Below are 23,552 nucleotides of genomic sequence, written 5' to 3'. Positions count from 1 at the left end.
CATCCCTTGCAAATACCGCGCGGGCGTGGCGCTCGCAAGGGGCTTGGCGGCGGCTCCCCGCGCCCGTTTTCTTCTGGCCCGAAATATCCCGGGGGAGTCGCCGCTTGCGGCGACGGGGGCAGCGCCCCCGATTCCCTCAGGCCGCCTCGTGTCGCAGGATCGCCGCCTCCGAGCCGTTCAGGCACCGCCGCGCGTGCCCGCCGTAAAGGTGCGGCTCCGCCTCCAGATTGGGGTTGAGCGCCAGAAGCCGCGTGCGGTCCGCCTCGGTCAGGGTCGAGAGCGCGGCACTTGCAGGGTGAAAGCTTTCGGTCTCGACGCCGTTGGCCCAGATCACCTGATGGCTGGGCAGCAGAAGGTGAATATAGGTCACCTCGCGCGAGCCGAGATCGACAGTGATCGTGTCGTTGTTGATCAGGTCGCGCGCCATCACCAGAACTTCGGGCGTGTTGAAGAGCGCGCGCGCCACGTCGCCGCGCACCAGCACCCGGTGTTCGGGGCTGACCAGAAGCGTGGCATCTGGCCGGTCAAGGCCAAGCGCCCCGGCGTTGAGCCGGATGGGCCGCAGGCGCGGCATGGCGAAAAGCCGCGCGCCGGTCATGCGGCGGCTGCCGATCCAGTGGATTTCCTGCGCACCGCTGTCGCGGGTCTGCACCCGGTCGCCTTCGCGTAATTCCTCGATGAGGCGCGGCCCCTCGGGCGTCTCGATCCGCGTGCCGGGGGTAAAGCAGATCACGCCGCCGCTTGCCGGGCTGGTGGCCGTGCCGCGCAGCGCATCAAGGCTGTGATGGACCACCCACATCTCGGTTTCGCGGGGCGGGATGTCGTCGAGAAACATCAGGAGCGGCGGCGCGCCGGGTCCCGTCTCGATCACCGTGACGGTATAGCTGCGCAACCCGTCGGTGACGACGAAGCCCGCATCCATGAGCGGCTCGTCCACCTCGATACGATCCAGATCCCGCCGGTCGCTGAGCGCCGCGCCCACCAGCCGCCTGACCATTTTTGCCGCGCGCTTGCGCTGCGCGGCATCCCCCTCCGCCATGTCCAGCCGCAAGAGATCCGGAGGGCCGTCCACGCGCACCACCTCTCCCCGCCAGGACCAGGTGATCCCGACAGACAGTGCCTCGGGCGGTGCTGCGCCCTGACCATCCAGTTCCGTTTGCGACCAGGAGATGACGAACGTGCCACGAAAGCCCGTTCCCATGCTCTGATGCCTGCCTCAGTTCTTTTTTTATTACCCGAACGCTAGCAAAACCGATTCGGTCTGCAAAGCCCTGAACGGGAAATTATTTCAAAAACGCAGTCTGAATTGCAAAGATCCCACAACCTGCCCCTCGCGCTGCTCCTCGAATTCCTCGCTGAGCCAGGTCAGGCCGTAGAAGATCGACGCGCCATTGCGTGCCTCCCAATGAAGGCCGCCGCGCACGCGCGCGCGGTAATCCTCGGCGGTCACGGTCGCGCTGCCGGGAAAGAATTCGCTATCCTCGACCCAGGCGATATCGGCCCCGAGGATGAAGGCCGCGCCCGGCACATCCTGACGCACGGCGCGGTAGCGCTGGCCGGTCACCGGTTCGCGCACCAGCAATTCGCCGCTCGTGAGACTGCCAAAGCTGAGATCGGCACCGGCCCGCACCAGCGTTTCCACGCCGACGCGGGCCTCGGCGAAGGGGCGCAGGCGCGCCCCGCCAAGATCAAAGCTGCGGCCCGCTTCGAGCACGGCCGTGGGATACACGCCGTCATCGACCTGGCCACGCTTTGCTGTGCCGCTGATCTCGTCGCCGCCGACGAAATCATGCAGCCAGTCCTGAAAATCGTCGAGGCCCGTTTGCGGGCCGACCACGACCAGATCCGCGCCGATCGCATATTCCATCTGTGCGTGTGTGAGGTGGGTATGCAGCCCGAGGCTGAGCGCGCCGGCAAAGGGGCGGTCCACCGGCGCGGGGGACGAGAGATCGTCGGGCGCGATGATCTCGCCGTTGAAGCGCAGTTCGAGCAATTCGCCAAAGCGGGACGGGGCCTGCCCTTCCCATCCGGGCGCATAGATGCGGCTCGACGCGACCGATCCGGTGCGCCAGCGATCATCGCCATCGCCGATGAGATCATTGGTGAAGATGAGGCCATAACCGATGCGCGACCGGCCCTCGGCCCCGGCCATACCGGCAAGGGCCACACTCATGCCCAGGGCAAAAGCAAAAAGACGCGTCATCGCGCGCTCCTTTCTTGTGCCCCCCCGGGCAAGTTTTCAATAACAGGAGCATGGGGTGATTTGCCAGCAAAACCTTGGTGGTTTCGGGGCATTCTTCTCAGAGCGCGCGCATCCAGAATTGCAGGGCGTGCGGGGTCTCGGTAGTCTGCCCTACCTCTTTCCAGCGGAACCGCGCGATGGCACCCGGCACGGGCGCATAGCCCCGCGCGCGCCAGAACGGATCGAGCGGGCGATAGCCGTCGGGGCGCGCGGGATGGTCAGGCGGACGGATCACCCCGCAAAAGGCTGCGTGGCTGCGGCCCATGGCGCGGGCGTGGCCCTCGCGCAGATCAAAAAAGCGATGGCCGATGCCGCGACCGCGATAGCCGGGCAAAAGCACGCTCTCGGCGCAGTAGAAAATATGATCGAGCGGCACGCCGCAGTCTGCCATCGCCGCGCCGAAATCGGCGGCGTGATCCTCCATCGGGGTGCCGGTGGCGGCCCCGACCAGCCGCGCGCCGTCGAACGCGCCCACGAGGATTGCGTCGGGGCTGTCGCGGTAGACCTGAAGATAGCGCTCTTCATAGGCCGCATCGCCGTCATAAAGATAGGGAAAGGCGCGGAACACCTCGATGCGCAGACGCGCCACATCGGGCAGGGCGGCGGCAAGCGCGGGTCCGGTCAGCCGCTCGACCCGGATCATGCCGAGACCTGGGCCATCCAGTCCGCGAGGTTGTAATAGGTCACGACCCGCGTGATGCGCCCGTCCGTCAATGAGAAGAACGACCCGGCAGGCAGCCGATAGCTCTGACCGTTGGCCTCCGGCAGGCCCTCGTCGGTCTTGAGATAGGTGCCGTTGACGATGTATTCGGCCGCCGCGCGGGTGCCGCCCTCGGCCTCGAAAATCACCATGTCGGTCAGCGTCTCGCGGTAGCAGAGGCTCATATGCTCGCAAAAGGCGCGGAACGCGTCCTTGCCGATCCGCACCTGCCCCTCATTGACATGGTGGTGCACATCGTCGCTCAGGCAGGCAAGCATCCCGGCCGTATCGCCCCGGTTGAAGGCGTTGAAATAGGTGCGGATGGTGTCGGTCATGTTTCCTCCACAGGTGGGCCCCAACGGGCGGTCAGGTGGCCGATGATCTGGTCGCGGGTCTGGCGATACGCATCGAGCCGCGCCTCGCGCGTCTGCGCAAGGCCGGTGGGGTCCATGATCGGCCAGTAAACGACATCGAGGTGATAGAACCGCGTCAGTTCGAGCGCGCGGCGCTGGCTGGCGGGGCTGAGCGAGACGATGAGATCGAAGGACGAAAGGTCATCGCCCCACTCCTCCATCTCGTCAAAACTGCGCGTGCGGTGGCGGTCAAGCTCGACCCCGATCTCGCGGCAGACGGCGATGGAAAAGCCGTCAATCTCCATGTCACTCTTGACGCCCGCCGACTGAACATAGGTATCGGTGCCGTAGAATTTCTTCATGATGCCCTCGGCCATGGGCGAGCGCACCGCGTTGTGATCGCAGCAAAAGAGCACCGATTGCGGCAGCGGCTCCGGCATGTGCTCAGCCCCCGAAATGCAGCACGCAAATGAGGGTAAAGAGACGGCGCGCGGTGTCGGTATCGACCTCGGCCTTGCCTTCGAGGCGTTCCTCGAGGACGCGCGCGCCTTCGTTATGGATGCCGCGCCGCGCCATGTCGATGGTCTCGATCTGGCTGGGCGGCATGTTCTTGACCGCGTCGAAATAGCTTTCGCAGATCGCCCAGTAATCCTTGACCACCTGCCGGAAGGGCGACAGCGAGAGGTGAAATTCGGCCGCCGGTTCATCGTTCTCGGTGCGGATGTCGAACACAAGGCGCTTTTCGCGGATCGCAAGGCCCACGCGATAGGGACCGGTCGGCACCTCACGCCCGTCGCGGGCGGGCAGGGCAAAGCTGTTGTGCTCGATCAGGTCATACATCGCCACCTTGCGTTCCTGCTCGATCTCGGGCGTGGGCGGCGGCAGGTTGGCGTCGTCAAGTTCGATATGGCAGATGCGGCTCATGGGCAGGTTCATCCGGGCTGTTTGCGCCTGTCCCTAGCCCAGCCGCGCGCTGCGGGCAATCGGGCGAGGTGAAATGCGCAGAGGCGTCACCCTTGTGCCACGCCCTGCCTCGCGATCGTCCTGTCAATGACGCAATTTTTGTCCGATGAGGCATATTGTTGCCTTGATCGAATGGCATATTGTCCTCAGATCGAGGATAATGAGCAAAGCGTTTGTAACGCACACGCGGTAATCAGGACCAACCATGCTGGAGTTTGAAAATGTCAGCAAGTCCTTCTGGACCGGCAGCCAGCACAAGGTGATCCTTGAGGACGTGTCGTTTCGCGTCGAGCTTGGGCGCAGCCTCGGTATCCTCGCGCCAAACGGCACCGGCAAGACCACCCTCATCAACATGATGGCCGGGCTGGAAAAGCCCGACGAGGGCGTGATCCGGCGCTCTTGCCGGATTTCCTTTCCGCTGGGGTTCATGGGCGGTGTCGTGACGCGCCTCACGGCCAAGGAAAACGCGCGCTATATCGCACGGCTCTACGGGCTTGACCCGGATTATATCGAATCCTACTGCCGCTGGCTCTGCGGGTTGGGCGAGTATTTCGACCAGCCGCTTGGCACCTATTCTTCGGGCATGCGCGCGCGGTTCAGCTTTGCCTTGATGCTGGCGCTTGATTTCGACATGTATCTGATCGACGAGGGGATGCCCGGATCGACCGATGTGGAGTTCAACCGCAAGGCTGGCGAGATCCTGCGCGAGCGGCTTGAGACCACGACGATCATCATTGTGTCGCACGACCCGAGGGTCCTTGAGAAATTCGCAAGCTCGGCGGCTGTGTTGACGGCCGGTAAACTCTATATGTTCGATACCTTGGAAGAGGCGAAAGAGCTTTATGACTACGAAACCCAAGGTTAGCAAATTCCGCATAAGACGCAGCCCGGTTCAGGGCAGCGCCGCGATCGAGGCCGAGGCACCGCAGGCCGAGGTTGCACGCGACGGACAAATCGACGCCGTGCGCGCAGCCGCGCCCGGCTCGGACATAGACGAGATCCGCCGCGAGGGGCTGACCGGACGAGACTTGCGCATGGCCCGGCGCGTGGCGCAGAAGCACGGGCTGGCCCCCACCTCGGATTTCGACGCGGTGCGGCTTTTGCGGGCGCGCGGGATCGACCCGTTCCAACGGTCCGGTATGCTGGAGCTTGTGGCGGGTGGCGGTGCCGACAGAAGAGCCAAGGACGAGACGCATATCCAGTTGCCGCAGACAGTGCCCGTGCCGCGCAACACCCTGCCCGCGCGGGATGTGAACCCCGCCGACCGGCGCGCATCCGAGATCGTTGCCATCCAGCGCGATATTTCCCGCCGTCGCCGCCGCAAGCTGGTGCTGCTGTTCTCGCGGCTGATGGCCTTCGTGATCGTGCCCACCTTCCTTGCCGGGTATTATTTCAGCACCATGGCGACGCCGATGTATGCCTCCAACTCGGCCTTTCTGATCCTGTCGGCCGATGGTGGCGGCGGGGGCGGACGGGGTGGTCTCGGGGGCCTCATCCCCAGCCAGTTCGCCACCGGGCAGGACGCCATCGCAACGCAGGAATATCTTGAATCCAAGGATGCCATGCTGCGCCTCGACGAAGAGCGGGGCTTTCGCGCGCATTTCTCGGACCCTGCGATCGATCCGATCCAGCGGCTCGACCCGGAGGCCAGCAACGAGGCTGTCTACAAGCTTTATCGCCGCCATGTGAAGATCGGTTATGACCCCACCGAGGGGGTCATGCGCATGGAGGTGATCGCCGCGGATCCCGAGACCAGCCTGCAATTCAACCAGCGACTCATCGCTTATGCCGAGGAGCGGGTCGACGAGCTTAGCCGGGACAAGCGCAACGACGCGGTCAAGATCGCCGCCGAGAGCCTCGAGAACGCCAAGGCCGAGCGGCGCGCGGCGCAAGAGCGCCTCGTGGCGTTGCAGGAGGGCACGATCCTCGATCCCGAGGGCGAGATCGCGGGCATCCGCAGCCTCATCAATTCGGTCGAGTTGCAGTTGCAGGAAAAGGAACTGACGCTCAACATCCAGATGAACAACGCGCGCCCCAATGCCGCGCGCGTCGAGGCGCTGCAATCGGAAATCACCGTGCTGCGCGCCGAGCTTGAGCGGCAGAAGCGGCGGTTGACCGAGGCCAGTCTGGGCGACAGCTCGCTTGCCTCGAAGACAGCCGCGATCCAGATGGCTCAGGCCGATCTGGCAACCGCCGACATGGTGCTGCAATCGGCGCTTGAATCCATGCGCATGTCAGAGACCGAGGCCAACAAGCAGGTCCGCTACCTGACGGTGAGCGCGCGGCCCATCCTGCCCGAAGAGGCGAGCTATCCCAAGGTGTTCGAAAACACCGTTCTGGCCTTTCTGATCTTTTCTGGTATCTACCTGCTCGTGTCCCTGACCGCCTCCATCCTCAGAGAACAGGTAACCTCTTGACCATGCACGAGATCGACATTTCGGGCCTCCGCGTCGGCAACGCGCTCCCGCTCACCCTCATCGCCGGACCCTGCCAGCTTGAGTCGGCGGATCACGCCCAGATGATCGCGGGCACCTTGCAAGAGGCCTGTGCCGCCCATGGTGCGGGGCTTGTTTTCAAGGGCTCGTTCGACAAGGCGAACCGCACCTCGCTCTCGGGCAAGCGCGGGCTTGGGCTCGACGAGGGGCTGAAGGTGCTGCAATCGGTCAAGGATGCGCTTGGGGTTCCGGTGCTGACCGACATTCACACCGCCGATCAATGCGCGCCGGTGGCCGAGGTGGCCGATGTCCTGCAAATCCCCGCCTTTCTCTGTCGCCAGACCGATCTTCTGATCGCGGCGGGCGAGACGGGGGCTGTGATCAACGTCAAGAAGGGCCAGTTTCTTGCCCCCTGGGACATGCCCAATGTCATCTCCAAGATCGAGAGCACCGGCAACCGCCGCATACTCTTGACCGAGCGCGGCACCTCGTTCGGCTACAACACCCTCGTGGCCGACATGCGGTCGCTGCCGCAGATGGCCGCGACGGGGTATCCGGTGGTGATGGACGCCACCCACTCGGTGCAGCAACCCGGTGGCAAGGGCGGCAGCAGCGGCGGGCAGCGCGAATTCGCCCCCGTGATGGCGCGCGCCGCCGTGGCGCTTGGCGTGGCGGCGGTGTTCATCGAGACGCATGAGGATCCCGACAATGCCCCCTCGGACGGGCCGAACATGATCCCCTTGGCGCAAATGCCCGCGCTGATCGACACGCTGATGCAGTTTGACCGTCTGGCCAAGGCCCATCCGATCATTCTCTGACCCGAAAGATTTTTTATGACCAAACCGCTTTCGACCGTCAGCCCCAACACCTGGGAATTCCTGCGCGACGCGATGATCGAGCCGACCGGGTTCCGCGAATACGATGCGCGCTGGAAATATCCCGATGCGATCAACCTGCCGGGGATCACCGCGCTTGGCCTTGGCCTCGGCACGCAGATCCGCGCGCGCGGCATCGAACCGGTGATCGCGGTCGGCAACGACTACCGCGACTATTCGCTGTCGATCAAGAATGCGCTGATCCTCGGGCTGATGCAGGCCGGTATCCACGTCAAGGATATCGGCCCCGCGCTGTCGCCGATGGCCTATTTCGCGCAATTCCACCTCGATGTGCCCGCCGTCGCCATGGTCACGGCCTCGCACAACCCCAATGGCTGGACCGGCGTCAAGATGGGGTTCGAGCGGCCCCTGACCCATGGCCCCGACGAGATGGCAGAACTGCGCGACATCGTGCTGGAGGGGCGCGGGCAGGCGCATCCGGGCGGGGCCTATGAGTTTGTCCCCGGCGTGCGCGAAGCCTATCTCGATGACCTCGTGGGCGATTTCCGCATGACCCGCAAGCTGCGCGTGGTCTGCGCCACCGGCAACGGCACGGCCTCGGCCTTCGCGCCGGAGCTGTTCGAGCGGATCGGCGTCGAGGTGATCCCCTCGCACAACCGGCTCGATTACACCTTCCCGCATTACAACCCCAACCCCGAAGCGATGGAAATGCTGCACGACATGGCCGCGACCGTGCGCGCCACGGGGGCGGATTTCGCGCTTGGCTTTGACGGTGACGGCGACCGCTGCGGCGTGGTCGATGACGAGGGCGAGGAGATTTTCGCCGACAAGGTGGGCGTCATCATGGCGCGCGACCTCTCGAAGCTCTACCCCGGCGCGACCTTTGTCGCCGATGTGAAATCCACAGGGCTTTTCGCCTCTGACCCCGAGTTGAAGAAAAACGGCGTCAAGGCAGATTACTGGAAGACCGGCCACAGCCACATGAAGCGCCGCGTCAAGGAATTGGGCGCGCTGGCGGGGTTCGAGAAATCGGGGCATTACTTCCTCGCCCATCCCATCGGGCGCGGCTATGATTGCGGGCTGCGCGTGGCGGTGGAGCTTTGCAAGCTGATGGACCGCAACCCCGCTATGTCGATGTCCGACCTGCGCCGCGCGCTGCCGCAGACCTGGGGCACGCCGACGATGTCGCCCTGGTGCGCCGATACCGAGAAATATCAGGTGCTGGAGCGGATCGTGGCGCGGCTGGTGGCGAAAAGGGACGCGGGCGAGCCGCTTGCCGGGCGGACCATCAAGGAGGTGGTGACGGTCAATGGCGCGCGCGTCATTCTCGACAACGGGTCATGGGGCCTTGTGCGGGCGTCGTCGAACACGCCCAATCTCGTGGTGGTCTGCGAAAGCAGCGAAAGCGAGGCCGAGATGCGCGCGATCTTCGCCGATCTCGACGCGGTCATCCGCACCGAGCCGGGCGTGGGCGATTACGACCAGACGATCTGAGCAAGAGGTGGCCGGGGCGGCATTTGGCCTGAAGCGGACATTCGAGATGATGTGCCGAGCCGCGCGAGCGCCCGCCCGAGGGGGCGGTCGGGCGCTCGCGCGGCGGCGTGCAAGCACGCCTTGTCCCGCGCGGGGGCAAGATGGCAACGGCAGCAACAGGCCAAATACGCCCTTTGGCCCCCCCTCAACCGTTCTCGCGCAATATCCCCCCCGCGAGGTAGAGCGATCCGCAGATCAGGATGCGCGCGCGCGGGCTATGCGCCGCAATCTGCCGCACGGCGGCAAGGGCGCTTTCAGCGGTCTGCGCCTCCATCGCGACAGCCCGGGCGGCTTGGGCCGTCGCTTCGGCGGGCAGGGTTGCGGCCTCGCCGGGGATGGAGACGGCGGTGAGGCTCAGGGCCTGTGCCGCCAGCGGCGCGAGATAGCCTGCGATATCCTTGGTGTTGAGCATCCCGCAGACAAGATGGGTGGGCCGGGGCGGCAGGCTGGCCAGATGCTGCGCCAGTGCCAGACCGGCTGCGGGGTTGTGGCCCCCGTCCAGCCAGATTTCAGCCTCGGGGGCGGCCTCGGGGATCGGACCCCGGAGCAGGCGCTGCATCCGCGCGGGCCAATGGGCGCGCGTGACCGCGCCCTCAAGCGCCGCCTCGCCGCACCCGAGCGCCCGCAGCGCGGCAATGGCGGCCCCGGCATTGTCCACCTGATGCGCGCCGGGCAGGTTCGGAAGCGGCAGATCGCAAAGCCCGCTCTCGTCCTGAAAGACCAGCCGCCCGCGTTCCTGCCAGACATGCCAGTGCTGGCCTTGCGCGATGAGCGGCGCACCAAGCCGCGCGGCCTCTGCCTCGATCACGGCCATCGCCGCGTCTTCTTGCGGGCCGACAACGCAGGGAACGCCGCGCTTGATGATCCCGGCCTTTTCGCCTGCGATTTTCGCCAGCGTATCGCCAAGATAGCCCTCATGGTCCATCGACACCGGCGTGATGATCGTGAGCGCGGGGCGCGCGATCACGTTGGTCGCGTCAAGCCGCCCCCCAAGCCCGACCTCGAGCAGGGTATAATCGGCGGGCACGCGCGCCATCGCCAGAAGGGCCGCGCAGGTGGTGATCTCGAAATAGGTGATGGGCGCGCCGCCATTGGCGGCATAGCATTCGTCAAGCAGCGCGGTCAGGTGATCCTCGGCAATGAGCGCGCCCGCCAGCCGGATACGCTCGTGAAAGCGGGCCAGATGCGGCGAGGTATAGGCGTGCACGCGCGCGCCCCCGGCCTCCAGCCCCGCGCGGATCATCGCCTGCGTGCTTCCCTTGCCATTGGTGCCCGCGATATGGATCACGGGGGGCAAGGCGTCCTGCGGATTGCCGAGCACATGCAGAAGCCGCCAGACCCGGTCAAGCGTGAGGTCGATGATCTTGGGGTGCAGCGCCATCATTCGCGCAAGGATGACGTCCGATCCGGGCGCGGTCATTTCCCGGGCGCGTCCCGCGTTGCGCCCGCGTCGGGCGCGGGCAGGTCGCCCTTGACCGCAGGCGGCAGGCCCATGAGCATCCGTGTGATGGTGACAAGTTCCTCGCGCAGCGCCGTCCGCGGCGTCACCCGGTCAAGCATCCCGTGCTCCAGAAGGTATTCGGCGCGCTGAAACCCCTCGGGCAGCTTCTCGCGGATGGTCTGTTCGATCACGCGCGGTCCGGCAAAGCAGATGAGCGCGCCGGGTTCGGCAATCTGAACGTCGCCCAGCATCGCGTAGGACGCGGTGACGCCGCCGGTGGTGGGATGGGTGAGCACCACGATATAGGGCAGCCCTGCCTCGCGCAGCATCTGCACCGCGACGGTGGTGCGCGGCATCTGCATCAGGCTCAGGATCCCCTCCTGCATCCGCGCGCCGCCGGCGGCCGAAAACAGGATCAGCGGGCGCTTGAGCCGCACGGCAGTCTCGGCGGCAGCGATGATCGCATTGCCCACATACATGCCCATGGAGCCTGCCATGAAGCTGAAATCCTGCGCCGCGGCGACGATGGGTGTGCGCCCCATCTCGCCAGTGGCGACAAGCATCGCCTCTTTCTCGCCGGTTTCCTTCTGTGCGGCGCGCAGCCGGTCGGGATATTTCTTCTGGTCGCGGAAATGCAGCGGATCGGGGGTGGGCGCGGGCACCTCGATTTCCGAGAACACGCCCCCGTCGAACAGCGCCTCGAACCGCACACGGGGCGAGATCGCCATATGGTGACCGCATTGGGTGCAGACGTTGAGATTGCCCGACAACTCCCGGTGAAACAGCATCGTGCCGCAATCGTCGCATTTGGACCAGAGGTTTTCGGGAATCTCGCGGCGCGAGAAGATCGAGTTGATGCGCGGGCGCACGTAGTTGGTGATCCAGTTCATCGCGGGCCGGTCCCTGTCGCTTGGTCGTTGGGTGTCACTTAAGCGGGGCGCGCTGCAAATGCAATCAGCCGCGCAGGGCAAGCCGTATCGCCAGCCAGCCGCAAAACAGGATCAGCAGATCGGCGGGCATCATCGCCATGAGCGCCGCGCTGTCGCTCAACTCGAACGGATAGGCATAGAGCGCCAGCCCGTCGAATTGCCCCGTGGGCGCAGCAAAAAGGATCGCCGCGAAATTGTTGAGGAAATGCAGCGCCGTGGCTGGGCCGAGCGTGCCGAAGCGCGCGGTCAGATCGGCGGCGGCAAGGCCGAAAAGCGTGGCCCATCCCGCCACCGCCCAGGCCATGTCGTCATGGGTGGCAAAATCCAGATGCAGCATGCCGAAGCCGAGCGAGGGCAGGCCCATCCAGACCAGCGGCGAGGAAAAGCGCGCGGCCAACTGGCTCTGGAGATAGCCGCGAAACAGCACCTCCTCGGCGAGGACCTGGATGAAAAGCGCGCCAAGTGCCAGCGGAAGGAATGCAAGCCATGTGCCGGTGGCGAGGTTGCGCACCGGGGCAAAGGTATCCGGCAGCGGCAGAATCAACAGCACCGCATAGAGCAGTGCCACCGCGACCGATGCGCGTTTGAATTGCGACAGGGCGCGCGGCAGAGGGCCGATCATGGTGAGAAACCCGCGCCTGTGCACCGCCCGAACGCTCACCGTGAGCGCGGCGATGAGCAGCGCGAAGGTCAGAAGGTTGATGAGCACCCCCGCGGGCGTCGTCGCCGCGGCGATCCCCGGCGCGACCGCGGCCCAGCCTTCGGGGCCGAACAGCACCGGCAAGACCTGGGAATAGCCGAGGCTGAGCGCGAGAAACACCGCCACGGTCATCAGGCTGCCCGCCGCGAGGCGGCGCAGCGAGGCCGTCGCGCGGGCCGGGGCAACAAGGGTCTCATGGGCGGCATATCGCATGGCCGCGACGCTAGCTGCCTGTGCCCGCGCATGCAATCGGCTTGCCCCGCGCGGCCCACTGTCCTAGACCGATTTCAACATTTTACGGGAGGCCCCTCATGACCAGGATCGACAAAGCCAGACTGCCCAGCCGTTACGTCACCGAAGGCCCGGAGCGTGCCCCGCACCGGTCCTATTACTATGCCATGGGCATGACCGAGGAAGAGATCCATCAGCCACTTGTCGGTGTTGCGACCTGCTGGAACGAGGCGGCACCCTGCAACATCGCGCTCAACCGTCAGGCGCAGGCGGTCAAGATGGGCGTCAAGGAGGCGCATGGCACCCCGCGCGAGTTCACCACCATCACCGTGACAGACGGCATTGCCATGGGGCATGAGGGAATGCGCTCGTCGCTGGCCAGCCGCGAGGCGATTGCCGACTCGGTTGAACTGACGATGCGCGGGCATTGCTATGACGCGCTTGTCGGGCTGGCGGGCTGTGACAAGTCCCTGCCGGGAATGATGATGGCGATGGTGCGTTTGAACGTGCCGTCGGTCTTTATTTATGGCGGCTCGATCCTGCCGGGCAAGGCGCCGCAGATCGCCGAGATCCCCGAGGAATTCCGCGCCCGTGACCTGACCGTGCAGGACATGTTCGAGGCCGTGGGCTGGAACCAGAACGGGACCATGTCCGACAAGGCGCTCGATGCGCTGGAGCGCGTGGCCTGTCCCTCTGCGGGGGCCTGCGGCGGGCAGTTCACCGCCAATACCATGGCCTGTGTCTCCGAGGCGATTGGTCTGGCGCTGATGAACTCGTCGGGCATGCCCGCCCCTTACGAGAGCCGCGACCAGTTTGCCGAGGCCTCTGGCCATGCGGTCATGAACCTTCTGGAGAAGAACATCCGCGCCCGCGACGTGGTCACGCTCAAGAGCCTTCAGAACGCCGCGCGCGTCGTGGCCTGCACCGGCGGCTCCACCAATGCCGGGCTGCACCTGCCGGCGATTGCCCATGAGGCGGGGATCGATTTCTTCCTCGAGGATGTCTGCGATATTTTCCGCGAGACGCCCTATTTCGTCGATCTCAAGCCGGGCGGGGCCCATGTGGCCAAGGATCTCTACGACGCGGGCGGCATCCCGGTGGTGATGAAGGAATTGCGCAAGGCGGGTCTTATCCACGAGGACTGCATGACCGCGAGCGGCCGCGCCATCGGCGAAGAGCTGGACCGCATCGAGCGCGAGGCCGATGGCAAGGTCATCTATCCCATCGAGACGCCGATCACCAGGACCGGCGGCGTCGTCGGCCTCAAGGGCAACCTTGCGCCCGACGGGGCCATCGTCAAGGTGGCGGGCATCGCGCCCGAGCATCAGGTCTTTACCGGCCCCGCCCGTGTGTTCGAATGCGAAGAGGATGCGTTCGAGGCGGTGAAGGCGCGGCAATACGCGGAGGGCGAGGTCATCGTCATCCGCAATGAAGGCCCCGCAGGCGGCCCCGGAATGCGCGAGATGCTGTCGACCACGGCGGCGCTGTCGGGGCAGGGCATGGGCAAGAAGGTCGCGCTGATCACCGACGGGCGGTTCTCGGGGGCGACGCGCGGTTTCTGCGTCGGCCATGTCGGGCCGGAAGCGGCGCAGGGCGGGCCGATCGCGCTCATTCGGTCCGGCGATATCATCACCATCGACGCGGTGAACGGCACGCTGTCGGTGGATCTCAGCGACGCGGAACTGGCCACGCGCCGCGAGGCGTGGGCGGGTCCGCGTGAGACGCTGTATGAGGCGGGCGCCTTGTGGAAATACGCGCAGCTTGTCGGCCCGACCTACAAGGGCGCGGTCACCCATCCGGGGGCCAAGGCCGAGCGGCATGTCTATATGGACCTCTGAGGTCAGGGCGGCGCTGGCACTTTTGCTGCTGGCAGGGTGCCTTGCCCCCATCGAGGAGGGTCCGAAACCGGCGATCCGGCAGGTGGCGCTTGATGGCGGGGCGGTCATCCTGAGCGCGCCACGCGGGTATTGCGTGGACCCGGACAGTATGCGGCGCTCGTCGGGGCGCGTGGCGCTTGTCGCGTCCTGCGAGCGTCTGACAGGCGCGCCGGGTATCGCCGTGGCCCCGGCGGTGATGACGGTTTCGGTCGTGCCGCAAGGGGATGCGCCCGCGCCGTCGCCCGAAGGGCTTGCCCGCGCCGTGGCCCCCGCGCGCACCGGCGTCGGCGGCACGGAGGCGGGGCTGGCCTATGTGCAGGTGATGAGCGGAGGCGAGGCGGTGCTGCCGGGGGGCGATCCGCGTCATTGGCGGGGCGCACGCAGGGTGGCGGGGCATCTGGCGGGGCTGGCCGTCTATGCGCCCGAAGGCAGTCCGCTTGCAGGCCCCGACGGGCGCCGCTTGCTGCGGGAACTGGCCGGGGGCCTGCGCGCGGGCACGGGTGCGCCCGTCAATCGCGCGGGCGGAGCACCCACCGGATTGTTTCCTGTTTCGAATTAATGCTATGGCAAGGCAGGTGATGGTAACGTGCCGGTCTCCGCGCGCGCGGATCTGGCCAAGGATGCGCTCTGCATGAAACTACTCGATCTGGCCCTGCATCGCCGGATGATGCGCAACTGGCGCAAGGCGGCGCTCAATGCCCCGGCGATGAAGCTGAGCGAGTTGCGGCACTTGCGTGCGCAGGGACGCAAACTCAACCATTATCTTGGCGAGGCGCTGGCCGTGGCCGAAAACCGGTTGGCGCTGCCGGTCGTTGGCTCGTCGGCCTTTCCGCGCCCCCATGGCACCGATTGGGCCTGGCGCCCCGAGATCTGGCGGCTGCCGCTTCCCGCACCGGGCATGGCGTCGGTGCCGTCAAAGGCCATGTTCGGGCGCGAGGTGACATTGTTTCACGATTGCGCCCGGTCCGAATTGTCGCTTCGGCAGGTACGCAACAGCCGCGAGGCCGATCTTGCGCCCTATGGGGTCAGGATGGATGTGTTCGCTTTCGACGGCTCGTTCCTGTCGCTGGTCATCGACCTGCCGCGCGAGGCCACCGAGGGGCTGACCCGGCGGCACCTCATCCGCCTCGATACCATCGTGGAGCTTGAGAAGCCGCTGGAGATATTTGCGCGGCTGAACGTGCGTCACGGGCCAAACACCGAACAGATCGTCCGCGAATTGCCGCTCAACGAAGAGGAGATCATGGTCGAGTTCGATCTGGCCTATTCCAACATCAACGAGAAGCGGATCGAGCGGGGCTGGATTGATCTGATCTTCGAGAATCCGCAGATGAGCCAGGTGATCCTGCGCGACGTGACCTTGAGCCGCCGCCCGCGCGCGGCACTCTGAAAGGGGATGGGATGAGCGAGTTGAAACTGGTCAAGACCCGGCTTTTCGAGGGTGTATGGGAGGGGGTGCTGTCGGGCGAGGCCGAGGGCGCGCCCGAGATCGAGGTTACGCATCTGCAAGAGCCGGTCGCCGGTGTGGAGGTGATCGCACGCCCCGAGGGTGATTGGGTGGTGCGCGTGCCGGTGCCGGCAGAGAAAATCTCGGACGGGGTGCAAACCTTCGTCATCCGCGACCGCCGCAGCGGCGACACGCTCGACAGCTTCACCCTGCTGGCGGGCGATGCGCTCAGCTTTGATATCCGCGCGGAAATGGCGCTGCTGCGCGAGGAACTGGACCTGCTCAAACGCGCGTTCCGGCGGCATTGTCTCGATACGATGTGAGGGCGGGCGCCGGAATTTTCAAAATTCCGATCAAGAAAGTTTTCAACTTTCTTGGCGCTGCCTCCCGCCGGGGCCTTTCCTCAAAACAGGCTTCCCTGTCCCTTTGGCGGTTCTTTCGCGCGGGCCAGGGGCTTGGGCTGAACAGCCGGTTTCTCCCCGAGCGCCAACACCCCATCGACGAACTCGATGTCCAGCGCCTCTGCCGCTTCTGCCGCCCTGCGCGTCGTCACCAGCGTCCCGCCCGTGCGCACCACCGCATAGCCACGCGCCAGCGTGGCGCGATAGCCCAGCGTCTCGCGCAGCCGGTCGAGCGCCGATAGCCGGTCGCGGCGCGTGGCCAGATCGCGCTCTGCCGCCTCGGCAAAGCGCAGCGAGAGCCGGTCTATGTCGCGCCGCTTCTGCGCGATCTCGCGCCCGAGCGCATGGGTATTGAGCCGCGCCGCCGTCGCCGTCAGCCGCCGCCGCTCCCCCTCCACCGCGCGCCGCAAGAGCGCAGGCCGCAGCGCGCCGGCACTCTCTGACAGCCGCAAGCGCCGGATCTGGACCGAGCGCGTCAGCGCGGCCGGAAGCCGCTCGCCCCAGGCATCGAGCCGTTGTCGCGCGCCGTCGAGCAGGGTTTCGGGGCGCGGCAGGGCGCGGGCCAGATCGCGCAGCCGCTGGCCGCGCAGCGCGATGGCCTGCCCCTGCGCGTGTGCCAGCCGCGCGCCCTGCCCCTCGAGCCAGCCCAGCAGGTCAAGCCGCACCGGCACGGCCAGTTCCGCCGCCGCCGTTGGGGTCGGCGCGCGCTTGTCGGCGGCATGGTCGATGAGCGTGGTGTCGGTTTCGTGACCCACCGCCGAAATCAGCGGAATCGCGCTTTCAGCGGCGGCGCGCACGACGATTTCCTCGTTGAACCCCCACAGATCCTCGACCGAGCCACCGCCGCGCGCCACGATGAGAAGGTCGGGACGCGGCAGCGTGCCGCCCGGCCCGAGCGCGTTGAAGCCGCGGATTGCGCGCGCCACTTCCGCCGCGCAACTCTGCCCCTGCACCGCCACAGGCCACACCAGCACCTTGCGCGGAAACCGTTCGCGCAACCGGTGCAGGATGTCGCGGATCACCGCGCCCGAGGGCGAGGTCACCACCCCGATCACGTCCGGCAGATAGGGCAGCGGCTTCTTGCGCGCCGCATCAAAGAGCCCCTCGGCGGCGAGCTGCGCCTTGCGCTTTTCCAGCATCGCCATGAGCGCGCCCGCGCCTGCTGGCACCATGTCCTCGATGATGATCTGATAGCGCGACTGGCCCGGAAAGGTCGTGAGCCGCCCGGTGACGATCACCTCCATCCCCTCTTCCGGCTGCACCGCAAGGCGCGTGGCCACGCCTTTCCAGACGATCCCCGACAGCACGGCACGATCATCCTTGAGGTCGAGATAGACATGGCCCGAGCGGGGCCGAGAGATGCGCCCCAATTCGCCGCGCACCCGCACGCGGGCAAATTCGCCCTCGATCACGCGCTTGACCGCGCCGGAAATCTCCGAAACCGACAGCGCCGGTGCGTTGCCGCCCGTGGCCTCGTCGTCGATCAGATCGGACATGCGCGCGTCTCCGTCTTGTGTCCCCTGGCCCCTGACCCTAGAACGCGCGCGAGCCGGGGCCAAGGGAGTGCGTGCCATGAACATCCTCATTCTGGGCGGGGGGGGGCGCGAACACAGCCTCGCCTGGGCCGTGTTGCAGAACCCGAAATGCGACCGGCTGATCGTCGCGCCGGGCAATGCCGGGATCGCGCAGATCGCCGAATGTGCTGCACTCGACATCCTCGATGGCGGTGCCGTGGCGGGCTTCTGCGAGGAAGAGGCGATAGATTTCGTGATCGTCGGGCCGGAGGCCCCGCTTGCGGCGGGCGTGGCGGACCGGTTGCGCGAGGCGGGCATCGCGGTTTTCGGCCCCTCGCGGGAGGCCGCGCGGCTCGAGGCGTCCAAGAGTTTCACCAAGGCGATTTGCGACGCGGCGGGCGCCCCGACGGCGGCCTATGCCCATTTCACCGACGCGCAGGCGGCGCGGGACCATGTGCGCGCACAGGGCGCACCGATCGTGGTCAAGGCCGACGGGCTGGCCGCCGGCAAGGGCGTGATCGTGGCAGAGACCGAAAAGCAGGCGCTGGACGCGATTGACGACATGTTCGGCGGCGGCTTCGGCGCGGCGGGCACGCAGGTGGTGATCGAGGAGTTCATGACCGGCGAGGAGGCGTCTTTCTTCGTCCTTTGCGATGGCGAGACGGCCCTGCCCATCGGCACGGCGCAGGACCACAAGCGTGTGGGCGAGGGCGATACCGGCCCCAATACGGGTGGCATGGGGGCTTATTCCCCGGCCCCGGTGATGACGCAGGCGGTCACGCAGCGCGCGCTTGACGAGATCGTGCGCCCGGTTCTCTCGGAGATGGTGCGGCGCGGCACGCCCTATAGCGGCGTGCTTTTCGTCGGGCTGATGATCGAGGGGGGGACACCCCGTCTGGTGGAATTCAACGTGCGTTTCGGCGATCCGGAGTGTCAGGCGCTGATGATGCGGCTGGGCGGTCAGGCGCTTGACCTGTTGCAAGCCACCGCCGAGGGGCAGCTTGGCGAGATGACGGTCAACTGGGCCGAGGATCATGCGATCTGCGTGGTGATGGCGGCGACGGGCTATCCGGGCGATTACCGGAAGGGCAGCATCCTTGGCGGGATCGAGGAGTGCCCCGAGGACAGTTTCCATCAGGTGTTCCACGCGGGCACCGCACGGCGCGACGGGCGGTTCGTGGCCAATGGCGGGCGGGTTCTGGGGGTGACGGCGCGCGGCGCGTCGCTCCGCGAGGCGGCTGACCGCGCCTATGGCATGGTGGACCGGATCGACTGGCCCGATGGCTTCTGCCGTCGTGATATCGGCTGGCGCGCGCTCTGAACGCCGTGCTCAGGCGGGATGCCCTGCGGCGCATTGCCCCCCGTCACGCGCGCTCCGGATCATGCAAGACCCACCCGCGCGCGGATAGCCGGATCGCGCAGCGAAATTTCCTGCCCGAGAAACGCATCCGCCTGCCGCCCGCACATCCACAAAAGCGCCTTCGCGGGCCAGTCGGCCGGAATGTGGTCGGACCAGTCCAACTGGCTGATGGCATTGACGCCGCTGGCCTTGATCTCGCGCTGCATGTCGGTGGCGACCGTTCCGGGCGAGAGGCCCATGACGCGCAGGCCTGCGGGCCGCGCCTCGAGATCGGCGCTGCGGGTGAGCATCGCCGCGCCCGCCTTGGAGGCGCAATAGGCGCTCCAGCCGTCGAGCGCGTTATGGGCCGCCCCCGAACTCACCGTCAGGATCGTGCCCGATCCGCGCGCGATCATCCCCGGCAGGGCGGCGCGCATCCCGTTGAACACGCCCTTGAGGTTGACGTCGATGGTGTGGCCCCATGCCTCGGGATCGGCCTCGGAGAGCGCGGCGATGGGGGCGATCACACCGGCGTTGTTGATCAGCACGTCAAGCTGGCCAAAGGCCGTGTGACAGGCCTCGACCGCCGCCGCCATTTCCCAGAACCGGCTGACGTCGCAGGGGATGGCAATGGCGCTTGGCCCGATCTCGCCTGCAAGCTCTGCGATGGCCTCTCCATTGCGCGCGACAAGCGCCACATTTGCGCCTGCCGCCGCAAAGACGCGGGCCGCTTCGGCCCCGATTCCCTTGCTCGCGCCGGTGATCAGAACGCATTTCCCGGTCATGTTCACGCTGCATCCTCCCCTTGTCCGATCCAGTCCTAACCGGCAAGATCGGCAAATTCCAGCCGTGTCATGCCTTGACCGCGCCACATGCAGGCCCGAAGTTGGAGCAGAGATTTTATCTGAAAGGTTTCGCAATGCGCCGTCTGTCCACGTCCGCCTCCGCCCTCGTCCTTGGCCTTCTGGCCGGGGGTGCCCATGCCGATGTCACTGCCGAGGACATCTGGCGCGACTGGCAAACCTATCTGACGGGGTTCGGCTACGAGGTGACGGGCACACCGCAGCGTAGCGCCGGGCGCATGATCATTCCCGATCTTGGTCTGGCGCAGGATATTCCCGAAGAGGGCGGGCGCATGGAGATCCGCATGGGCCGGATCGAGCTTGCCGAGCGCGGCGATGGCACCGTGGCGGTGATCTACCCCGGGACCATGCCCATGGCGATTGCCTTCATGCCCGACGGGGAAGAGGCGATCACGGCGGTCCTGACGCTTGCCCATAAGGGGCTTGAGATCACGGCCTCGGGCACGCCCGAGGCGCTGCGCTATGTCTATGTTGCCGATGAGCTGAGCCTTGCACTGGGTGAGGTGACCATCGGGGGCAAGCCGCAGGACTCGCTTGAGGGCCTGTTGGGCCTCACCGGAATTGCAGGGACGAGCGTGATGCAGCCCGACGGCACGGCGCGGCAGTTGGTGCAGGATATGACCTCGGGCCCGGTGCGGTATGCGCTGCGCTTCGATCTGCCCGAAGAGGGCAATGCGTTCGACTACTCGGGCAATGCCGAGACAATGAGCTATGACACGCGGATGCGCCTGCCCGACGGGATCGACATGGCGCGGATGGGGGAGGCGCTCAACAGCGGGCTCGAAATCGAGGGCCGGATGCGGCTTGGCGCGGGCGAGGGGCGATACCTCGTGACCGAGGCGGGCGAGACAACCCGCGCGACCTCGCAAAGCGCGCGCACCACGCTTGATTTCGCGCTGTCCGCCGAGGGTGTGACCTATGGCGGCGAGGTCGCGGAGATGCAGACCGAGATGGAGGTGCCGATGCTGCCGATGCCGCTGTCCTATGAGGCCGCGCGCATGGCGGGCAAGTTCAGCATGCCGATGACCCCCGGCGAGACCCCGAGCGATTTCGGTCTGCTCTTTGACTTGAGCGCGATCAAACTCTCCGAGTCGATCTGGGCGCTGTTCGATCCCGGTTCCAGCCTGCCGCGCGATCCGATGGATGTCCTGATCGACCTGTCGGGCAAGGGGCGGCTGACGGTCGATCTTTTTGACCCCGAAAAGATGGCCGCGCTCGAGGCCTCTGGCGAGGCCCCCGGCGAGATCGAGCGGCTTGATCTCAACCGCCTGCTGATCTCGGCGGCGGGGGCCAAGCTGACCGGGTCGGGCGGTGTGGATATCGACAGCGCCGACGGGATGGAGATGCCGCCCGCCGAGGGTGCGGTCGATCTGCGGCTCGAGGGGGGCAATGCGCTGCTCGAGCGTCTCGTGGCCATGGGTCTCGTGTCGCAGGATCAGGCGCTGATGGTGGGGATGATGGCGGGTATGTTCGCGCAGGCCACCGAGGGCGAGGACACGCTCACCTCGCGGGTTGAGGTCAAGAAGGATGGCTCTTTGACGGTGAACGGGCAGAAGCTGCGCTGACGCCTTGCGCGCGGGGGCGGTGCGGTCTACCTGCACTGCGATATGCAGGAGGGGCCGATGCCGCAACCGCTTGAAGACCTGACCGCCGCCTTGATCGCCGCCGCGCGCCGCGCCGGGGCAGAGGACGCCGATGCCATGGCCGTGCGGGGCCGGTCGGTGATGGTGGACATGCGCGGCGGCACGCTGGAGCAGGCCGAGCGCGCCGAGGGGGTGGATATCGGGCTGCGCGTGCTGATCGGCGGGCGTCAGGCCAGTGTCTCGGCCTCAGACACCGCGCCCGACACCATCGCCACCCTTGCCGAAAGGGCCGTCGCCATGGCGCGCGAGGCCCCCGGGGACCCCTATGCCGGTCTGGCCGATCCGTCGCAATTGGCGCGGGGTTGGGATATGGCGGCGCTGGAACTCTGTGACCCCGCGCCCGAGCCTGCCCCCGAGACCCTGATGGCCATGGCCGAAACGGCAGAGGCGGCGGCGCTCTCGGTCGCGGGCGTGCAGCAGGTGCAATCGGCCTCGGCCTCCTATTCGCTGCGGGAGGTGCATCTGGCGGCGACGAACGGGTTTTCGGGGGGCTATGCGCGCTCTGACACGGGGATGTCCTGCGTGGCGATTGCCGGGACCGGGACGGGGATGGAGCGCGATTACGACGGCGATTCCCGCGTCTATGCCGCCGATCTGCGCGCGCCCGGGGAGATCGGGCAGCGCGCGGGCGCGCGGGCCGTGGAACGCCTTGGCGCACGCAAGCCGCCAACGGGGACATATCCGGTGCTCTACGACGAGCGGGTGGCCGCGTCTCTGATCGGGCATCTTCTGGCGGCGGCCTCGGGCAGCGCGGTGGCGCGCGGCGCCTCGTGGCTGCGCGATAGCCTGGACAAGGCGGTGCTTCCTGAAACGCTCGACCTGCATGAGGATCCGCACCGTCCGCGCGCCACCGGATCGCGCCCCTTCGACGCCGAGGGGCTGCCGACAGCAAAGCGCCTCATCGTGGAGCGCGGCGTTCTGCGCAGCTATACGCTCGATCTGGCGAATGCGCGCAAGCTGGGGATGACCCCCACGGCAAATGCCGCCCGGTCGGTCGGGGGCACGCCCTCTCCTTCGGTCTGGAATGTGGCGCTGACGCAAGGCGACAAGAGCCGCGCCGATCTTGTCCGTGAGATGGGCACGGGCCTTTTGGTCACGTCGCTCATCGGGTCCACGATCAACCCCAACACCGGCGATTATTCACGCGGGGCGGCGGGGTTCTGGATCGAGGGCGGCGAGATTGCCTGGCCCGTCAATGAATGCACCATTGCGGGCAGCCTGCCCGACATGCTGCGCCGGATCATCCCGGCCAATGACGCGCGCCCGCATCTGAGCCGGGTGGTGCCGTCGCTGCTGGTCGAGGGGCTGATGCTTGCCGGGGAGTGACCTTGCCCTTCTGATCGCCGCGGCGCGCGAGGCGGGAGAGGTGGCGCGCGCCGCCCTCGCGCGCCCGCTTGATGTCATCGACAAGGCGGATGGCGCGGGGCCGGTGACGGCGGTCGATCTGGCCGTCAACGCCCATCTGGCGACGCGGTTGCGGGGCGCGCGGCCCGGTTACGGCTGGCTCTCGGAGGAGACCGAGGACGATGCCGCGCGGCTGGGGGCCGAGCGGGTGTTCATCGTCGATCCCATAGACGGCACGCGCAGCCTGATCGAGGGGACAGACCTCTGGGCGCATGCGCTTGCCGTGGTCGAGCGCGGCGTGGTGCGCGCCGCCGTCATCTACCTGCCGATGCGCGACAAGCTTTATGCCGCCGCCGCGGGGCAGGGGGCCACGCTCAACGGTGTGCCCATTCGGGCGGGCGCGCGCCGCGCGCTTGTGGGGGCGACGGTTCTGGCGGCCAGCCCGGCGCTTGACCCCGAACACTGGCGCGATGGCCGCGTGCCGCTGATGCGGCGCGGCTTTCGCCCCTCGCTGGCCTATCGTCTCAGCCTCGTGGCCGAAGGACGCTATGACGCGATGCTGACGCTGCGCCAGACATGGGAATGGGACGTGGCGGCGGGCGATCTGATCCTGCGCGAGGCGGGGGCGTTGACCTCGGACCGGCGCGGCGGTCTTTTGCGTTTCAACAACCCGCATCCGCAGGTGGCGGGCGTGATCGCCGCCAACCCGGTGCTGCATGGCGCGATGCGCGCGGCACTTGCCGACTGAAATCCGCCTTGCG

23 protein-coding genes are annotated in these 23,552 nt (G+C 66.8%); 12 read left to right on the top strand and 11 right to left on the bottom strand.

Features of this window, described 5'->3' with window-relative positions; genetic code table 11:
• Positions 1–136 precede the first annotated feature (136 nt).
• The 6 genes from ABIE57_RS03385 to ABIE57_RS03360 all read right to left on the bottom strand — a co-directional run bounded on the left by ABIE57_RS03385 (position 137) and on the right by ABIE57_RS03360 (position 4,219).
• Positions 137–1,201, bottom strand: a complete 1,065-nt coding sequence (locus ABIE57_RS03385) for a Hint domain-containing protein (protein WP_354537588.1) — start codon at positions 1,199–1,201, stop codon at positions 137–139.
• 87 nt (positions 1,202–1,288) lie between these two features.
• Positions 1,289–2,203: a lipid A-modifier LpxR family protein gene (locus ABIE57_RS03380; RefSeq protein ID WP_354537587.1), complete on the bottom strand. Its 915-nt coding sequence runs from the start codon at positions 2,201–2,203 to the stop codon at positions 1,289–1,291.
• A gap of 97 nt (positions 2,204–2,300) precedes the next feature.
• Positions 2,301–2,885 (bottom strand): GNAT family N-acetyltransferase, encoded by a 585-nt coding sequence (locus ABIE57_RS03375; protein WP_354537586.1) that lies wholly within the window; start codon positions 2,883–2,885, stop codon positions 2,301–2,303.
• Positions 2,882–3,277 (bottom strand): ketosteroid isomerase-related protein, encoded by a 396-nt coding sequence (locus ABIE57_RS03370; protein WP_354537585.1) that lies wholly within the window; start codon positions 3,275–3,277, stop codon positions 2,882–2,884. Before ABIE57_RS03370 ends, ABIE57_RS03375 begins: the two co-directional genes overlap by 4 nt.
• A complete protein-coding gene (locus ABIE57_RS03365; RefSeq protein WP_354537584.1) occupies positions 3,274–3,735 on the bottom strand; it encodes an arsenate-mycothiol transferase ArsC in 462 nt (153 codons plus the stop codon). The genes ABIE57_RS03370 and ABIE57_RS03365 overlap by 4 nt, the downstream gene beginning before the upstream one ends.
• Before the next feature lie 4 nt (positions 3,736–3,739).
• Positions 3,740–4,219 carry a UPF0262 family protein gene (locus ABIE57_RS03360; RefSeq protein ID WP_354537583.1) on the bottom strand — a complete coding sequence of 160 codons (480 nt, stop codon included), beginning with the start codon at positions 4,217–4,219 and terminating at the stop codon, positions 3,740–3,742.
• A 244-nt stretch (positions 4,220–4,463) separates the two neighbouring features.
• On the opposite strand from ABIE57_RS03360, the gene ABIE57_RS03355 reads away from it, so the two are divergent.
• The 4 genes from ABIE57_RS03355 to ABIE57_RS03340 are packed head-to-tail and all read left to right on the top strand — an operon-like array spanning position 4,464 to position 9,023.
• Complete coding sequence (locus ABIE57_RS03355; RefSeq protein WP_354537582.1) at positions 4,464–5,123, top strand: ABC transporter ATP-binding protein; 660 nt, start codon at positions 4,464–4,466, stop codon at positions 5,121–5,123.
• Positions 5,101–6,675, top strand: coding sequence for a KpsE/RkpR family capsule polysaccharide export protein (locus ABIE57_RS03350; RefSeq protein ID WP_354537581.1), 1,575 nt, complete (start codon positions 5,101–5,103; stop codon positions 6,673–6,675). The genes ABIE57_RS03355 and ABIE57_RS03350 overlap by 23 nt, the downstream gene beginning before the upstream one ends.
• 2 nt (positions 6,676–6,677) lie before the next feature.
• Positions 6,678–7,511, top strand: a complete 834-nt coding sequence (kdsA, locus tag ABIE57_RS03345; RefSeq protein ID WP_354537821.1) for a 3-deoxy-8-phosphooctulonate synthase — start codon at positions 6,678–6,680, stop codon at positions 7,509–7,511.
• Positions 7,512–7,526: 15 nt separating this feature from the next.
• Complete coding sequence (locus tag ABIE57_RS03340) at positions 7,527–9,023, top strand: phosphomannomutase/phosphoglucomutase (RefSeq protein ID WP_354537580.1); 1,497 nt, start codon at positions 7,527–7,529, stop codon at positions 9,021–9,023.
• Positions 9,024–9,207: 184 nt separating this feature from the next.
• On the opposite strand, the gene ABIE57_RS03335 is transcribed toward ABIE57_RS03340, so the two are convergent.
• From ABIE57_RS03335 to ABIE57_RS03325, 3 genes are all read right to left on the bottom strand, one after another.
• Entirely contained in the window at positions 9,208–10,482 is a 1,275-nt protein-coding gene (locus tag ABIE57_RS03335; RefSeq protein ID WP_354537579.1) for a bifunctional folylpolyglutamate synthase/dihydrofolate synthase, read from the bottom strand.
• Complete coding sequence (gene accD, locus ABIE57_RS03330) at positions 10,479–11,393, bottom strand: acetyl-CoA carboxylase, carboxyltransferase subunit beta (protein WP_354537578.1); 915 nt, start codon at positions 11,391–11,393, stop codon at positions 10,479–10,481. Before accD ends, ABIE57_RS03335 begins: the two co-directional genes overlap by 4 nt.
• Positions 11,394–11,457: 64 nt before the next feature.
• Positions 11,458–12,345: a CPBP family intramembrane glutamic endopeptidase gene (locus ABIE57_RS03325; RefSeq protein WP_354537577.1), complete on the bottom strand. Its 888-nt coding sequence runs from the start codon at positions 12,343–12,345 to the stop codon at positions 11,458–11,460.
• A gap of 98 nt (positions 12,346–12,443) precedes the next feature.
• Between ABIE57_RS03325 and ilvD the strand changes: the two genes are divergently transcribed.
• From ilvD to ABIE57_RS03305, 4 genes are all read left to right on the top strand, one after another.
• On the top strand, positions 12,444–14,201 hold the full coding sequence (gene ilvD, locus ABIE57_RS03320; protein ID WP_354537576.1) for a dihydroxy-acid dehydratase: 1,758 nt from the start codon (positions 12,444–12,446) through the stop codon (positions 14,199–14,201).
• Positions 14,182–14,799 (top strand): hypothetical protein, encoded by a 618-nt coding sequence (locus ABIE57_RS03315; protein ID WP_354537575.1) that lies wholly within the window; start codon positions 14,182–14,184, stop codon positions 14,797–14,799. Before ilvD ends, ABIE57_RS03315 begins: the two co-directional genes overlap by 20 nt.
• 72 nt (positions 14,800–14,871) lie before the next feature.
• A complete protein-coding gene (locus ABIE57_RS03310; protein ID WP_354537820.1) occupies positions 14,872–15,630 on the top strand; it encodes a DUF6478 family protein in 759 nt (252 codons plus the stop codon).
• Between the two features lie 11 nt (positions 15,631–15,641).
• Complete coding sequence (locus tag ABIE57_RS03305) at positions 15,642–16,010, top strand: hypothetical protein (RefSeq protein WP_354537574.1); 369 nt, start codon at positions 15,642–15,644, stop codon at positions 16,008–16,010.
• Between the two features lie 80 nt (positions 16,011–16,090).
• Here ABIE57_RS03305 and xseA read toward each other — a convergent pair whose 3' ends face one another.
• Entirely contained in the window at positions 16,091–17,584 is a 1,494-nt protein-coding gene (xseA, locus tag ABIE57_RS03300) for an exodeoxyribonuclease VII large subunit (protein ID WP_354537573.1), read from the bottom strand.
• 76 nt (positions 17,585–17,660) lie between these two features.
• Here xseA and purD point away from each other — a divergent pair, with 76 nt between their 5' ends.
• Positions 17,661–18,923 (top strand): phosphoribosylamine--glycine ligase, encoded by a 1,263-nt coding sequence (gene purD / locus ABIE57_RS03295; protein ID WP_354537572.1) that lies wholly within the window; start codon positions 17,661–17,663, stop codon positions 18,921–18,923.
• A 59-nt stretch (positions 18,924–18,982) separates the two neighbouring features.
• On the opposite strand, the gene ABIE57_RS03290 is transcribed toward purD, so the two are convergent.
• Complete coding sequence (locus ABIE57_RS03290; RefSeq protein WP_354537571.1) at positions 18,983–19,732, bottom strand: SDR family oxidoreductase; 750 nt, start codon at positions 19,730–19,732, stop codon at positions 18,983–18,985.
• Between the two features lie 128 nt (positions 19,733–19,860).
• On the opposite strand from ABIE57_RS03290, the gene ABIE57_RS03285 reads away from it, so the two are divergent.
• Genes ABIE57_RS03285 through ABIE57_RS03275 form a run of 3 tightly spaced genes read left to right on the top strand, consistent with a single transcriptional unit; the run spans position 19,861 to position 23,539 of the window.
• Positions 19,861–21,369, top strand: a complete 1,509-nt coding sequence (locus ABIE57_RS03285) for a DUF2125 domain-containing protein (protein ID WP_354537570.1) — start codon at positions 19,861–19,863, stop codon at positions 21,367–21,369.
• A 57-nt stretch (positions 21,370–21,426) separates the two neighbouring features.
• Positions 21,427–22,773, top strand: coding sequence for a TldD/PmbA family protein (locus tag ABIE57_RS03280; protein WP_354537569.1), 1,347 nt, complete (start codon positions 21,427–21,429; stop codon positions 22,771–22,773).
• Entirely contained in the window at positions 22,760–23,539 is a 780-nt protein-coding gene (locus ABIE57_RS03275; RefSeq protein WP_354537568.1) for an inositol monophosphatase family protein, read from the top strand. Before ABIE57_RS03280 ends, ABIE57_RS03275 begins: the two co-directional genes overlap by 14 nt.
• Positions 23,540–23,552 lie beyond the last annotated feature (13 nt).

Source organism: Roseovarius sp. MBR-6, assembly GCF_040547525.1.
Classification (GTDB): domain Bacteria; phylum Pseudomonadota; class Alphaproteobacteria; order Rhodobacterales; family Rhodobacteraceae; genus Roseovarius.
This window is presented reverse-complemented; position numbering and strand designations above follow the sequence as displayed.